General features: G+C 57.3%; 12 protein-coding genes. 6 read left to right on the top strand and 6 right to left on the bottom strand.

The features are described from left to right. Positions 1-15: 15 nt before the first annotated feature. Genes AC3Y7R_RS04010 through AC3Y7R_RS04000 form a run of 3 tightly spaced genes read left to right on the top strand, consistent with a single transcriptional unit; the run spans position 16 to position 3452 of the window. Positions 16-789, top strand: coding sequence for an RNA methyltransferase (locus tag AC3Y7R_RS04010; protein WP_490040716.1), 774 nt, complete (start codon positions 16-18; stop codon positions 787-789). Positions 790-844: 55 nt separating this feature from the next. Continuing rightward, the gene (gene ctaA, locus AC3Y7R_RS04005) at positions 845-1981 is read left to right on the top strand and encodes a heme A synthase (protein ID WP_490040715.1); all 1137 of its coding nucleotides are present in this window, start codon (positions 845-847) and stop codon (positions 1979-1981) included. Position 1982: 1 nt separating this feature from the next. After that, a complete protein-coding gene (locus AC3Y7R_RS04000) occupies positions 1983-3452 on the top strand; it encodes a carboxypeptidase M32 (protein ID WP_490040714.1) in 1470 nt (489 codons plus the stop codon). 84 nt (positions 3453-3536) lie between these two features. Here the strand turns inward: AC3Y7R_RS04000 and AC3Y7R_RS03995 are convergent, their stop codons facing one another. From AC3Y7R_RS03995 to miaA, 6 genes are all read right to left on the bottom strand, one after another. Further along, the gene (locus AC3Y7R_RS03995) at positions 3537-5621 is read right to left on the bottom strand and encodes a dipeptide ABC transporter ATP-binding protein (RefSeq protein WP_490040713.1); all 2085 of its coding nucleotides are present in this window, start codon (positions 5619-5621) and stop codon (positions 3537-3539) included. 3 nt (positions 5622-5624) lie between these two features. Then, positions 5625-7082: an ABC transporter permease gene (locus AC3Y7R_RS03990; protein ID WP_490040712.1), complete on the bottom strand. Its 1458-nt coding sequence runs from the start codon at positions 7080-7082 to the stop codon at positions 5625-5627. Then, a complete protein-coding gene (locus AC3Y7R_RS03985) occupies positions 7082-8131 on the bottom strand; it encodes an ABC transporter permease (RefSeq protein ID WP_490040711.1) in 1050 nt (349 codons plus the stop codon). The genes AC3Y7R_RS03990 and AC3Y7R_RS03985 overlap by 1 nt, the downstream gene beginning before the upstream one ends. Before the next feature lie 144 nt (positions 8132-8275). After that, positions 8276-9952, bottom strand: a complete 1677-nt coding sequence (locus tag AC3Y7R_RS03980; protein ID WP_490040710.1) for an ABC transporter substrate-binding protein — start codon at positions 9950-9952, stop codon at positions 8276-8278. A 273-nt stretch (positions 9953-10225) separates the two neighbouring features. After that, complete coding sequence (locus AC3Y7R_RS03975; RefSeq protein ID WP_490040709.1) at positions 10226-11008, bottom strand: helix-turn-helix domain-containing protein; 783 nt, start codon at positions 11006-11008, stop codon at positions 10226-10228. Positions 11009-11102: 94 nt separating this feature from the next. Then, positions 11103-11993: a tRNA (adenosine(37)-N6)-dimethylallyltransferase MiaA gene (gene miaA / locus AC3Y7R_RS03970; RefSeq protein ID WP_490040708.1), complete on the bottom strand. Its 891-nt coding sequence runs from the start codon at positions 11991-11993 to the stop codon at positions 11103-11105. Positions 11994-12141: 148 nt separating this feature from the next. Here miaA and pyrH point away from each other — a divergent pair, with 148 nt between their 5' ends. The 3 genes from pyrH (at position 12142) to uppS (ending at position 14377) form a co-directional block, all read left to right on the top strand. Then, positions 12142-12867 (top strand): UMP kinase, encoded by a 726-nt coding sequence (pyrH, locus tag AC3Y7R_RS03965; RefSeq protein WP_490040707.1) that lies wholly within the window; start codon positions 12142-12144, stop codon positions 12865-12867. Positions 12868-12975: 108 nt separating this feature from the next. Then, the gene (gene frr / locus AC3Y7R_RS03960; protein ID WP_490040706.1) at positions 12976-13539 is read left to right on the top strand and encodes a ribosome recycling factor; all 564 of its coding nucleotides are present in this window, start codon (positions 12976-12978) and stop codon (positions 13537-13539) included. 94 nt (positions 13540-13633) lie between these two features. Then, the gene (gene uppS, locus AC3Y7R_RS03955; RefSeq protein WP_490040977.1) at positions 13634-14377 is read left to right on the top strand and encodes a polyprenyl diphosphate synthase; all 744 of its coding nucleotides are present in this window, start codon (positions 13634-13636) and stop codon (positions 14375-14377) included. Positions 14378-14413 lie beyond the last annotated feature (36 nt).

Raw genomic sequence — 14413 nt, 5'->3', positions numbered from 1 at the left:
ACCCGAAGAGGCCCCATGTCCGGCACTGATCACAATTCACAAACCCCTTGGAGCGGCCCGCAACCCACCGTTGTCCTGATTGGCGCGCAGATGGGCGAGAATATCGGCTCTGCCGCGCGGGCCATGTGGAATTTTGGACTGGAGCGGATGCGTTTGGTTAATCCGCGTGATGGCTGGCCCAATCCGGCGGCTGTGGCCACGGCGTCCGGCGCGTCGCGGGTCTTGGATCATGTCGGTGTGTTTGACAGCACGGCAGGCGCTTTGGGTGATCTGGACTATGTATTTGCCACCACCGCGCGGTCACGCGACCTGACCAAACCCGTGATGACGCCGCAACGCGCGATGGAGCACGCCCGCGCCATGACAACAGCAGGCAAACGCGTGGGCATCATGTTCGGGCCAGAGCGCGCAGGGCTGGAAAACGTCGATATAGCACAAGCCAACGCCATTATCTCGGTGCCAGTGAACCCGGGCTTTGCCTCGCTCAATTTGGCGCAATGCGTGTTGCTGGTGTCCTACGAGTGGCGCCGCCTGACGGGCGAGGAAGCGCCAGAGGTGGTCGAGATGGCAGGCACCGCGATGGCCACTCAGATCGAGGTCGAAAAGCTGTTCGAGCATTTCCAGCAACGCCTTGATACAGCCGGTTTCTTCTACCCTGATCACAAGGCCGACTCGATGAAGTTGAACCTGCGCAATATGTTCTCGCGGATGCCGATGACGCAGGCCGATATTCAGGCCTTTCACGGCATGCTGCGACAGTTTGTGCGCTGGAAAGAACGCGGCGAGTGACTTGTCGTGCGGGTCTCGCGCGCATAGGTTATCTGGGACAAGAGTGAGGCAGGATATGGCAGGCAAACGCAGCATCTTCGAAGAGGTCGAAACGGCTGAAAAACCCATGGCGCAACCCGGTGCAATCGACCGTGCCGCGCACCGTGGAAACCGGCGCGGTATCCGCGGCTGGTTGATGGTGTTGTTCGCGCTGGTGGTGGTGATGATCGCAGTCGGCGGGCTGACGCGGCTGACCGACAGCGGCTTGTCGATTACCGAGTGGAAACCCGTGACCGGAGCCGTGCCGCCACTGTCCGAGGCCGCATGGGCGGCAGAATTGGCGAAATACCAAGACAGCCCCGAATATCAGTTGCAAAACAAAGGCATGACCCTGTCCGAGTTCAAATCTATCTATTGGTGGGAATGGGGCCACCGCCAATTGGGCCGCGTGATTGGCTTGGTTTGGGCTGTGGGCTTTTTGTGGTTCCTGATCCGCAAACAAATCCCGACAGGCTGGACCGGACGCTTGATCGCAGTGGGGGCTTTGGGTGGCCTGCAAGGCGCGATAGGCTGGTGGATGGTGGCCTCGGGTTTGACGGGGCAGATGGTCGATGTGGCGTCGTACCGCTTGGCCACGCATCTGGGCTTGGCCTTCGTTATTTTGGGCCTGATCGCATGGTATGTCTATGCGCTGAGCCGCTCGGATGCGGACCTGTTGCAAGCGCGCCGTTCCGGCGCGCCGGTTTTGAGCCGACTAACAACATGGTTGGTGGTTTTGATCTTTGTGCAGGTGATTGCGGGCGCGTTGGTGGCGGGCATTGACGCCGGGCGCACCTATACCGATTGGCCGCTAATGGCGGGCGATTTCTTTCCCGCATTGGCCTTTGAGCACACCCCATGGGGACGCAATTTCTTCGAGAGCGAGGCCCTAGTCCAATTCAACCACCGTATGCTTGGCTATGGCGCCTTTGCCTTCGGGCTGTTCACGTGGTGGCGGTCTCGCAAGAATGCCAACCACGCCGTGAAGCGGGCCTATAACTGGCTTGGCTTTATGTTGATCTGGCAAGTGATCTTGGGCATCGGAACGGTGCTCTATGCCGCGCCGCTGCATCTGGCGTTGACCCATCAATTGGGGGCTGTAGCGCTGATCTGTCTGGCTCTGTTCGCCCGTTTCCAAAGTACCTATCCAACTGCTCAATCTGTGAGGAATTAGCATGTCTGCATTTGATGAACTTATGGCGTATGATCATACCACGCAGGCTTTGGCCTCGGTGGCGGGGCGCACGGGGTGGGATCAGGAAACGGTCATGCCCGAGGGCGCGGCCGGATTGCGCTCCGAGGAAATGGCGGCGCTAGAGGCGGTGCTGCACGCGCGCCGCACCGATGGGCGGATCGGGGATTGGTTGGCACAGGCGCAGGCCCCCGATGCGGTTGGCGAGGCCAAGCTGCGCCATCTGCGACGCTCCTATCAGCGCAACACCAAGGTGCCGGAGAAACTCGCGACAGACATCGCGCGCCACACCTCTGCGGGGCAGGGTATTTGGGCCAAGGCGCGCGCTGACAATGACTTTGCGGCATTTGCGCCGACATTAACGCGGATGATTGAGTTGAAGCGCGAGGAAGCCGCCTGTGTTGCCGATGGCGGGGATTTATACGACGCGCTTTTGGAGGATTACGAGCCGGGTATGTCAGGTGCGGAGCTGCAAGGCTTGTTTGACCGGATGCGCCCACGGCTGGTTGATCTGCGCGCGCGGGTTTTGGCTGCGGATGGCCCAGATAAACTGGACCGCGCGTTTGACGAGGCGGGCCAAATGGCGCTGACCGCCAAGCTGGCCGAGGTCTTTGGCTATGACCTATCGCGCGGGCGTATCGACAAGGCGGTGCACCCGTTCTCCAGCGGCTCGGGCACGGATGTGCGCATCACCACACGCACCAGCCCGCGTGATCCGTTCAACTGTTTTTACTCGACAATTCATGAGGTTGGCCATGCCTGCTATGAGCAAGGTATTTGGGATGAGTACGCGCTAACGCCTCTGGGGGCTGGGGTGTCGATGGGCGTGCATGAAAGCCAGTCGCGGATTTATGAGAACCAACTTGGCCGCTCGCGGGCCTTTACCGGCTATCTTTACGGGCTGATGCGCGATCAGTTTGGCGATTTTGGCGTGGCCAGTGAAGAGGCATTTTACGGCGTCGTGAATCGTGTGGGCACGGGCTATATTCGCACCGAGGCTGACGAGGTGAACTACAACCTGCACGTCATGCTGCGCTTTGATTTGGAGCGACAACTGGTGTCTGGCGTGCTGGAAGTGGCGGATCTGGAGGATGCGTGGAACGCGCGGTTCGAGGCGGATTTCGGCGTGGCCGTTGATAAGCCATCGAACGGTGTTTTGCAGGATGTGCATTGGTCGTTCGGGTTGTTTGGGTATTTCCCGACCTATAGTTTGGGCAATGTTTATGCGGGTTGCTTGTACCAGTCGTTACGCGAGGCGGTGCCATCGTTAGACAGTGATTTGGCGAAGGGGGAGACCAATGGCGCGACCACTTGGCTACGTGAGAATTTGCAACAATTTGGCGGGTTGCGCGACCCCGGTGCAACGATTGAACACGCATGTGGTTTTGCGCCGACCGAGGGGCCTTTGCTGGGGTATCTCGAAGACAAATTTGGCACGCTTTATGGCGTCTGACGGGATTTGAGTATTTTTGGCAAAAAGAAACTGTAAAGAGAAGCAGGCGGCGCGCCCTACATGAAATAGGGCGCGCCGCTTTTGTTATTCCGCAGCGATTTTGATCACCGGCTCCATGCGCGACAGCACGTCATCGGCAAGGTGGCATTTGACCTGATGGCCTTCCGCCAAGGTCCGCACTGGCGGCACATCTTTCTCGCACAGCCCGTTTGGCACCTGATCCTTCCAGCGGCAGCGCGTTTGAAACGGGCAACCGGGGGGCGGGTTCATGGCGGATGGGATGTCGCCCTCTAGCACGATATGTTGCTTCTCGATCTTGGTGTCCGCGATGGGAACCGCCGATAGCAAGGCCTCGGTATAGGGGTGATACGGGGGCTGGAATACTTGATCCGTGGAGCCGAGTTCGACCACGTGGCCAAGGTACATAACCATAACGCGATCAGACAGATAGCGCACGATGCTAAGGTCATGAGAGATGAACAGAAGCGTGGTTTTATTCTCGCGCTGGATCTCCATGAGCAAGTCGGTCACCGCCGCCTGAACCGAGACGTCCAAGGCCGAGACCGGCTCATCCGCTACCACGATTTTCGCGTCACCGGCGAAGGCGCGGGCGATACCAACGCGCTGTTTTTGCCCGCCCGACAGCTGGCGCGGCATCCTTGTGGCGAACTCTCGCGGTAGTTTCACCAGATCCAGCAGCTCCAGCATACGGGTCTCGCGCGCGGCCTCATTGTCGCCGATACCAAAGATTTCCAAGGCCCGGATGATTTGCCGCCCGACAGTCATTGACGGGTTCAGCGTATCAAACGGGTTTTGGAACACCATTTGCACATTGGAGACAGTTTTCGTGTCACGCTCCTCGATCGGGGTGTTTTGGATTTCCTTCCCATGGAGGAAAATTTTGCCGTCCGTCGCGGTTTCCAAGCCCATCAGAACCTTGGCGAAGGTTGATTTGCCACACCCGGATTCCCCCACAATTGCGAGGGTTTCGCTTTCGCGCGCCTCGAAGCTTAGGGTCTCATTGGCTTTGACCACTTTCTTGTCGGCCCCGCCAAACAGCGCGGAGGCGGCAACCTCATAGTATTTCTTGAGGTTTTCCATCTTCAAGACCACTTCGCCCGGCTCGGCCTTCTCAGTTTGCGCACCAGCCTCGATGGGCGCGTTCCAGTCGATTTCGTCTATGCGCAAGCAGCGCGAGCCGTGGCGATCACTGCCAGAAATCGGCTGCATCCGCAGATCGCCTTGGTCACAAAGCCCTTCTTTGAAATAGTCGCAGCGTGGGCCGAAGTTACAGCCCTGAGGGCGCTCGTGGGGCAGGGGGAAGTTGCCGGGGATGGCCACCAAGGGATGCGAGTTTTTATCCGCACTTGGCAGTGGGATCGAGCGGAACAGCGCCTGCGTATAGGGGTGCTGCATGTCGTCGAATACATCCGTGATCGAGCCGGTTTCAACCGCTTCGCCGGAATACATCACGCAAATGCGGTCACAGGTCTCTAGGATCAATCCAAGGTTATGCGAGATGAACAGCATCGAGGTGCCGTACTTCTTGCCAAGGTCTTTGACCAGTTCCACCACCGCGGCCTCGACCGTCACGTCTAGCGCGGTGGTCGGCTCGTCCAAGATCAGCAAAGACGGCTTTGACATCAAGGCCATAGCAATCACGATGCGTTGCTGTTGTCCGCCAGAAAGCTGATGCGGGAAGGAGTTTAGAATGCGCTTGGGGTCAGGGAGTTTAACGTCCGTGACCACTTCCAATGCGCGGTCATATGCCTCTTTCTCGGAGCTGCCGAAGTGGATCATCGGCACTTCCATCAACTGCTTACCGATGCGCATGGCGGGGTTTAGCGACGCCATGGGTTCTTGGTAAATCATGGCAATCTCGGAGCCGCGAATGGCGCGCAGCTCCTCGGGGCTCATCTGGCCAAGGTCGCGGCCTTTGAACTTGATAGAGCCGCCAACCACGCGCCCGTTCACGCCAAGGTCTTGCATAACCCCAAGCGCCACGGTGGATTTACCGCAGCCGGATTCGCCCACAAGGCCCATGGCCTCGCCGGGCTGCACCACGCAGGAGAAATCCATAACGGCGGGAATTTCGCGCAACCGCGTGAAGAACGAAATGGACAGTTTGTCGATCTCTAGGATCGGGCCGGTGTATGTATCATCAGACATGGCTTAATCCTTCAAGCTTTCTTCGCGCAGACCATCTGCGAGAAGGTTTAGGCCCAAAACGAGGCTCATCAAGGCCACCGCAGGCACAATGGCCGGATGGGGGAAGATGCTCAGCAGGCGACGACCGGAGTTGATCGTGGTGCCCCAGTCGGGGCTTTCCGGCGACAGGCCAAGGCCAAAGAAGCCCAAGGTGCCGAGCAGGATGGTGGTATAGCCAATGCGTAGGCAGAAATCGACGATCAGCGGGCCACGGGCGTTGGGCAGAATTTCCCAAAGCATGATATACCAAGGCCCCTCGCCACGGGTTTGCCCCGCCGCCACGTAGTCACGGGTTTTGATATCGAGCACGAGGCCGCGCACGATCCGAAACACGGTGGGCGAGTTCACAAAGACCACCGAGACGAAGACGATCAACACGCCGCCATCAATCGAGATGATGCCCAGCGGGTCAGCGTCCCACGCCATGCCCAGATAGATGTAGCCACCGATCAGGATGGTCAGGCCGACATAGAGGTTCCGTTTCGCCGGTTGGGTGAAGAAGCGCGAGTCGAACAGCACCACAAGGAACACCAACGGGAACAGGAACAGGACCGAGGCCAAAATCGTCGGCACCGTCCAGATGTAGTCGGTAAACGGGATCGTGACCCCTGCGGACCTGATCTCTGGCGTCACCAGCAAGAAGAACAACAAGATCACCGGAAATGCCAAAACCAGATTGGCGAGGAAGCTGATCACAGTGTCCAGCTTGCCGCCGAAATAGCCAGCAGGCAGGCCCAGCGTGATGCCGACCATGAAGGCGAACAGGGTTGCCGCAGGTGCGATAAGCAGCACGACTTGGCTGCCTTTCACCACCCGCGAGAACACATCGCGCGCGAGGTTGTCACCACCCAGCAGGTAGTGGACATAATCGCCATCCTCGGCGCCGCGTAGGGGGGTGCCGGGCACTTTGTTTTTCATGCCGGACACTTGGGTCAGGGGATCATGGGTGATGACCAAATCCATGGCCACAAAGATCGCCGTGAACACCCAAAACATAACGATGGCAAAGCCGATCATGCCGATGGGGCTGTCGAACAGCTTGCCGTAAAGGCCCAGCTTGCGCTTGTACTTGATCGACAAGATGAACGTCACAATCAGCGCGACCCAGACGGGCAAGAAGCGCTGTCCCAGCTCGCCAACAATGCCAGCAGAGCCATAGGGCAGTAAAATGCCAGCCAAGACGTAGAGCAAGCACAACACCATGACTACCAAAGCCGACGGCACGATGAATTTATTCACCGCCTCCGAGGGGAAGATATTTGTGCTGATCGTTTCAGGTGCATCATCGAAGGTTGCCTTTGCATATTCAAAGATGTTGAGCACCAGATAGCCCAGAATCGACAGTGTGAGTGCCAAAAGGGCAAGGGTGAGGACGGGGTTGAGGTAGGCGCCAACTGCGCCGGTCCAGTTTAACGGGTCCATCATGAAATCCTAATGCGGGGGTTCAGGAACACATAGCCGATATCGGAAATCAGCTGGGTGACCAGAACCACAAATACAGCCACGACAGAGCCGCCAAGCAGCAAGTCGATGTCATTGTTCGATGCAGCCTGCACCAGCATCCAGCCAAAACCTTTGTAGTTGAACAAGGTCTCGGTGATGACCACACCGGTCAGAAGATACGGGAACTGCAACATGATGACAGTGAACGGCGCGATCAGCGCGTTGCGCAGGGCGTGCTTCATCACGATGTTGCCGAAGCTGACACCTTTCAGGCGGGCAGTGCGCACATATTGCGCGGTCATGACCTCGGCCATGGAGGCGCGGGTCATACGGGCGACGTAGCCGACGCCGTAAAGTGCGATGGTGGCCACCGGCAGGGTGATGTTGGCCCAAGTGAAGTCTTCCATCGCAGAGGTGGAGGACCCCTTGAACCACTTGAGGCCGAAGGAAGAGGAGGCGAACACGGCGATGAAAATCACACCAGAGACGTACTCAGGCGTGGCGGAGGACGCGATCGAGAAGGTGGATAACGTGCGGTCCAGCCGGCTGCCCTCGCGCATCCCGGCAAGAACGCCAATAATAAGTGCAGCTGGGATCATCACGGCAAAGGCAAGAAGTGCCAGCCAGCCGGTAAGCCCCAGACGTTTTTTCAATATCGAGCCGGCATCATCCTTGAACACCGACGAATAGCCCCATTCACCTTGCAATACGCCGCAATATTTGGGGGCTGTCTCGGGGGTGTTGCGCCCCTCGCGGATACATTTGCCAGTGACAGTTCCATCCTCAGCCGTGTTGACATGGTTGGGCAGAACCCCAAGCCAGCGGCCATATTTGACGGGCAGGGGGGCCATGTAGCCCTCGCGGGTCAGGTAGCTGACCACGGCCTCGTCGGACATGCGGAAGTTGCCTTGGGTTTTGGCCAGCTTCTCGAGGTTGGGGTAGAGGTTCGTCATGAAGAACACGATGAAGGTCAGGCAAAGTGCCGTCAGCAGCATCACGCCTACACGCCGTAGGATGAAACGTCCCATGTATGGGTCCCTGTCTGGTTGGCCGTCGCGGTGCGCCCTTTTGGACGTCTGGAGCTGGGGCATGTGCCCTCAGTGCGGCGGCATAACTGGATTTGAAAAGGGCCGCACCTCAGTCAAGAGGTGCGGCCCATGTTCCGAGCTGCCTTAAGCGGCAAAGCCCCACTTATAGACCTGTGGCAGATACGCGATGTGCATATCCATATTCACGAGGCCCGGCTTGCTGTGGCGGTAGAGTGAACGCCAGTACGGCTGGATCGTTACACCTTCGTCACGCATGATGGTTTGCAGCGTTTTCATCACTTCGCGACGCTTGTCCGCATCGGCAATGGAGTTGGCTTCGGCCAGCGCGGCATCGAATTCGGCGTTAGAGAACGCGCTTTCATTCCATGCTTCACCAGAACGGTACGCCAGACCAAGGATCTGGACGCCAAGTGGGCGGTGGTTCCAGTTGGTCGAGGAGAAGCCGTATTTGGTCCAGTCATTCCAGAACGTCGTGCCCGGGATGATGGTCCGTTTGATGTTGAAGCCAGCGTCACGCAGTTGAGCACCGACCGCATCGGTGGTGTTCTTGCGCCAGTCATCGTCGATGGAGATCAGCTCGAACTCATAGTCAGCCATACCGGCTTCCTCGAGCAGGGCTTTCGCCTTCGCTGGGTCATGCTCAAAGCCCGCAACATCTGCGTACTCTGGGTGCATTGGTCCAACGTGAGTGTTCTCACCAACTTGACCTTGACCTGCATAGCCCAATTCAAGGCAAACAGCGCGGTCAACCGCATAGGAAATCGCCTGACGCACGCGCTTGTCGGCGTAAGGTTTCTTGCCATCTGCATCTTCGGCCACTTGGTTTGGACGGATCGCGATGGTGGCACCAGAGGCCACTTCGGATTTTTCCCAGCCCAAGCCGTCCATCACGTCAACGAAATCGCCAACGGTCTCGTACAGGCAATCAACTTCTTCGGCTTCAGCAGCAGCAATCCAAGCAGCGGGGTCTGTGCCGTAGTCGATGTATTCGATCCGGTCGAGGTATGCGCCTTTGCCAGCGGAATAACCCCACCAGTCGAAACCCTCGTTGCGCACGATGACGGCTTTAACACCAACTTCGAGCGATTCAGGCTTGTAAGGACCAGTCCCAACAGGATTGGCCAACATATCCTCAGGCGTACCTGTGGCAGAGCCGTGATAAACAGCCGCCGGATAATCCGACATGCCCGCAATCAATGTGATGTCAGGCGCAGGCAGCGACAATTTAACAGTGTGGCTGTCAACAGCAGTGGCACCGCCGTCTACGATCTTGTTGGTTTTGGCATCAATCAGGGTGGCGAAACGGCCAGCCATGGAGTTGCCTTCAACGTCTTTGTCACACCAAGCGGTAACCATGCGGACCACATCGTCAGCCGTAAAGTCGTCGCCATTGTTCCATTTGACGCCTTTGCGCACGTTCAACGTGTACTCGGTCGCGTCATCGCTGATAACCCACGATTCCAGCAGCATCGGGTTGAACGAGCCGTCAGAGTTGTACTCAACCATATATTCCAGCCAACCAGCGGTGAAATAGGCGATTTGGGTCCAGTCAAAGGTGCGTGGATCTTTTAGTGCGCGGACTTCCATTTCCATACGCATAGTGCCGCCTTGCTTGGCGGCGGTCATGGCGTGGGCTGGTTGCACCGCGCCGATCATGCCGTAGGCGGCTGTTGCAGTGACGCCCAGCATAGTTGCGCGCGTCATAAACTCGCGGCGGTCCATCTTGCCCGCTTTGTGCTCGGAGGCGTACATCTCAACTGCTGGATGCACGGCTTCGCCGCTAAATGTTTGTTTTGTCATGTGTGTCTCCCTGTAGACTTTTTCGAAATGAGGCCTGATTACCCCGCAATATTCGCGGGCCAGCCTTCATGATGTCGCTTATTGAGTTCAGCTTTTGCGTCTCCCCTCAACGCTCCGGGGCACATTGCGCACCAATTTTGCCGGAAGGTCAACGGTTAGGACCGTCACCACATGTAAAAAAAACGACAAAATCCTTGTCAGATAGCGACACTCGGTAGGTAAGTAGGGGCTAAAATAACCAAAATTCCGGCAATACGGGGAATTTCGGGTCGACTAACGCGCCTTGCGGAACTCTGAGGGGTTTTTGCCCGTATGAGCCTGAAATGCCCGTGTGAAGTAGGCCGGGCTGGAGAATCCAAGCTTTTGCGCGATGTCTTGCACCGGGCGATCGGTATGAAGCAGCGCTTCGCAGGCGGCTTGAATGACGCGCTCTTGTAAAAGGGTGGACGCCGGCTTGCCGACAGCGCTTTGCGTGAGGCGCGTCAAATGGGTTGGCGTGACTTTCAGATCGGCGGCGAATTCACCCAAGGATTTCCCATCGCGGTGGCCAATACTGACCACATGACTAAACTTGCGCAAAACGCGCTCGGATTTCCCCAGCTTGTCTTGTGGTTGCTCGGTCAAGGCGCGGTCCAGCCACACCCCGAGCATCATCACATAGGCCATCACCGCGCGGCGCTGTCCGGGCCGCAACTCCAGCAATTCGCGCGATAAGGCGTCGATCAGCCCGGTGATCTCGCTTTGGAGCTGCACAGAGGTGGCTTTTAGAATTGCAGGTCTGCGCGGGAAACCAGAGGTCTCGTCGCGCGGCAGGGACACGACCATGCCTTGCGGGGCGGCGAACATTTCGTAGCTAAACAGGGTGTGGGGCGGGATATAGATGGCAGTGTTTGGCCCGATGCCACGCATCCGGCAATCGACCATCACCCGACCTTGACCGCGCGATATCCAAAACAGGATCGGGTGGTCAAGTGATTGTGCCGCATCACCGCGCCAAGCTTCGGTCCGCAAGTGCGTTGCAAGCGTCTCGACTTTTGGCAGGTTTTGGTGCGGCATGAAGGGTCGTCCTTGGGCGTGTGCTGTTTGGTCTTATCTTTGATAGAGCGTGGCGTTCGATCGTGTCAAATGCCGCGTTTGGGTAACTGTGGTACTACAACTTCAATTGGTCGTCGATTTGGTCAGCAGGGATTTGCATCCATTGCTTCATCTTGGAGCGAAACCATGTCCGTTGCCGTTTAGCATATTGGCGCGAGGCGGTTATGGCCAGCGTGCGCGCCTCTGACAGCGAGATTTTGCCATTTAGATGCGCCATAAGCTCAGGTCCGCCGATGGCCCTTGCCGACGGGCGTTGCGGATCCCAGTCATTTTGCAGCGCGCGCACCTCGTCCAACGCGCCCTGATCCAGCATTTGGTCAAAGCGGCGGGTGATGCGTGCGTCCAGCCATGGCACCGGAGCGTTCAACACAAAAGCGGCGCAGTCTTCAAGGCGCAGCGTCGGGGGCGGGGTCTCGTCCTGCCACGCGCTGATCGAGCGTCCGGTGGTGCGCGCCACTTCCCAAGCGCGCTGCACCCGTGCGCGGTTCATCACGTCGATGCGGGTGCAGGTCTCGGGGTCCAACTCACCCAGCATAGCCTCGCGCGACATGGCTTGTGCGATGTCGCGCACCTGCGCGGGGACGGGTGGAATGTCGGCCAACCCTTGGGTGAGGGCGGCAAAATTAAGACCGGTGCCGCCAACAATAATAGCTCGGTTTCCTGTGCCCAACAGCTTGCTCACGTCGCGCAACCAATGGCCGGTAGAATAGGTCTCGCGGTACGGCACATGGCCATAAAGCGCATGGGGGGCTTGGCCTAACTCTGACGCGTCAGGGCGCGCAGATAGCAATTGCCAGCAATCAAACACCTGCAACGCATCGGCATTGATCACAGTGCCGCCGTGATGGGTGGCGATGTGCAAAGCTAGGGACGACTTGCCCGATGCCGTCGGCCCGGCGATTAAAACCGGCTGTTCCGGCGCTAAATTCTGAAGGAAATGCTGCATTGGCTCGAACTATTTCCACTTTATGGCGTTTGGGCCGATATTGACGCGCTTCGCCGTTGAAACTCGCCGCGTTTTCCTACATTTTGCCCAGCAGTTGCAACTGTACAACCCATCACCCCTGCCATCACGCCTGAAAGGCTGCCCCATTATGTCCCATGCCCCACAAACGACCTACAAACGCGTGATGCTGAAAATCTCGGGTGAGGCGCTGATGGGGGATCAGGGATTTGGCCTTCATCCGCCCACCGTGGAGCGGATCGCGCGCGAGGTTAAGACCGTACACGACATGGGCGTTGAGATTTGCATGGTGATTGGTGGCGGCAATATTTTCCGCGGGCTGCAAGGCTCGGCCCAAGGGATGGAGCGCACCACCGCCGACTACATGGGCATGCTGGCCACGGTGATGAATGCACTGGCGATGCAAGGCGCACTGGAGGCGTTGAAAATTCACACACGGGTGATCTCGGCGATTACGATGAACGAGGTGGCCGAGCCCTATATCCGCCGCCGCGCCGTGCGCCACCTAGAGAAAAAGCGGGTCTGCATTTTTGCCGCGGGCACCGGCAACCCCTATTTCACCACCGATACCGCCGCGACACTGCGCGCCAGCGAGATGTCTTGCGAGGCGATCTTTAAAGGCACTAAAGTTGACGGCGTATATGACAAAGACCCGGCCAAATTTGATGACGCCGTGCGCTATGATGAGATCAGCTTCGATGACGTCTTGATGAAGCGTCTAGGCGTTATGGACGCCTCGGCCATCGCCTTGGCGCGCGACAATGATCTGCCAATAATTGTGTTCTCGTTGGACGAGCCGGGCGGCTTCAAAGGCATATTGGCGGGCGAGGGGACTTACACGGTTGTAAGAGACTGACCTTGATTAAGGGTCACAGATTTTCCGCTGGGTTTCAAATCGGCTAGCTCGCCGGATGAATTCCAGATATACATCGCAAAAATCGACATAACGGGACGAGCACACATCATGTCAGACGACTTCATGCTAGACACCGACGACATTCAACGCCGCATGGACGGGGCGATGAGCTCGTTGCGGACCGAATTTGGCTCTTTGCGGACAGGGCGCGCCTCTGGCTCCATGTTGGAGCCAGTGATGGTTGACGCCTATGGCTCCATGACGCCGATCAACCAAGTGGGCACGGTCAATGTGCCAGAACCACGGATGGTTACGATCAATGTTTGGGATAAGGGTTTGGTGAGTAAAGTTGAAAAAGCCATTCGAGAGAGTGGCTTAGGGATCAATCCTCAACTGAACGGCACGATAATCATGCTGCCAATTCCAGAGCTGAACGAGGAGCGCCGCCGCGAATTAACCAAGGTTGCGGGGCAATATGCCGAGCACGCCCGCGTCTCTGTACGCAATATTCGCCGCGATGCGATGGATCAGATCAAAAAAGCCAAATCTGATGGCTTGGGCGAAGATGATCAGAAATTTTGGGAAACCGAAGTTCAAGAAATGATTGATGCGCAGATTAAGTTGGTCGACAAGGCGCTGGAGAACAAACAAGAAGAAATCATGCAGGTTTAAGAAATTATCTGGCCTGAGAAAGTGCTGGCGTTGACGTCTTGGGATTTCCCCCTGACTACGGGATATGTTGTGTGCTAAATTTTAAGAAATAATAATAACTCGAGGTGGCATTGTGAGCGTGGTGGATATTAACCCTAATGGGCCAAAACACGTGGCCATTATTATGGATGGCAACGGGCGGTGGGCGACACATCGCAATCGGCCGCGCCTTTTTGGGCATCAAGCCGGTGCAAAGCGGGTGCGCCAAGCGGTTGAAACTTGCCCAAGTCTGGGCGTTAAGTATCTGACAATGTTCGCATTTTCCACTGAAAACTGGAAACGCACCCAATCTGAGGTCTCGGGATTGATGGCGCTGTTTCGCCGCTATATTCAACGCGAAGCCAACTACTTGCACCGCTTGGGCACGCGGGTCCGCTTTATTGGCGACCGCGAAAAGCTGGATAAAAAGCTTCAGGCGTTAATGGATTATCTGGAAAAACTGACCGAAAATAATGACACAACCCACCTGACAATTGCGCTGAACTACGGTGCGCGCGACGAGGTGACACGCGCCACGCAAAGGTTGGCGGTGGAAATAGCAGAAAAACGCCTACGCCCTGATCAGGTGAATTCGGAAGTCTTGGCGTCCTTTTTGGACACATATGTATTGCCAGACCCCGACCTTGTGATTCGAACCTCCGGCGAGGCGCGGATCTCGAATTTCTTGTTGTGGCAGTCGGCCTATGCAGAGTACGAATTTATCGATACGCATTGGCCTGATTTCACGCCGGAGGTCTTTGCCTCAGTTGTCGCACGCTATAGCAGCCGGGATCGCCGTTTCGGGGGCGCCACCGCTTAAGGCGTAATTAACATGATGCAAGGGCCGATGCCCCGC

This window comes from Litoreibacter sp. (assembly GCF_058136045.1).
This window is presented reverse-complemented; position numbering and strand designations above follow the sequence as displayed.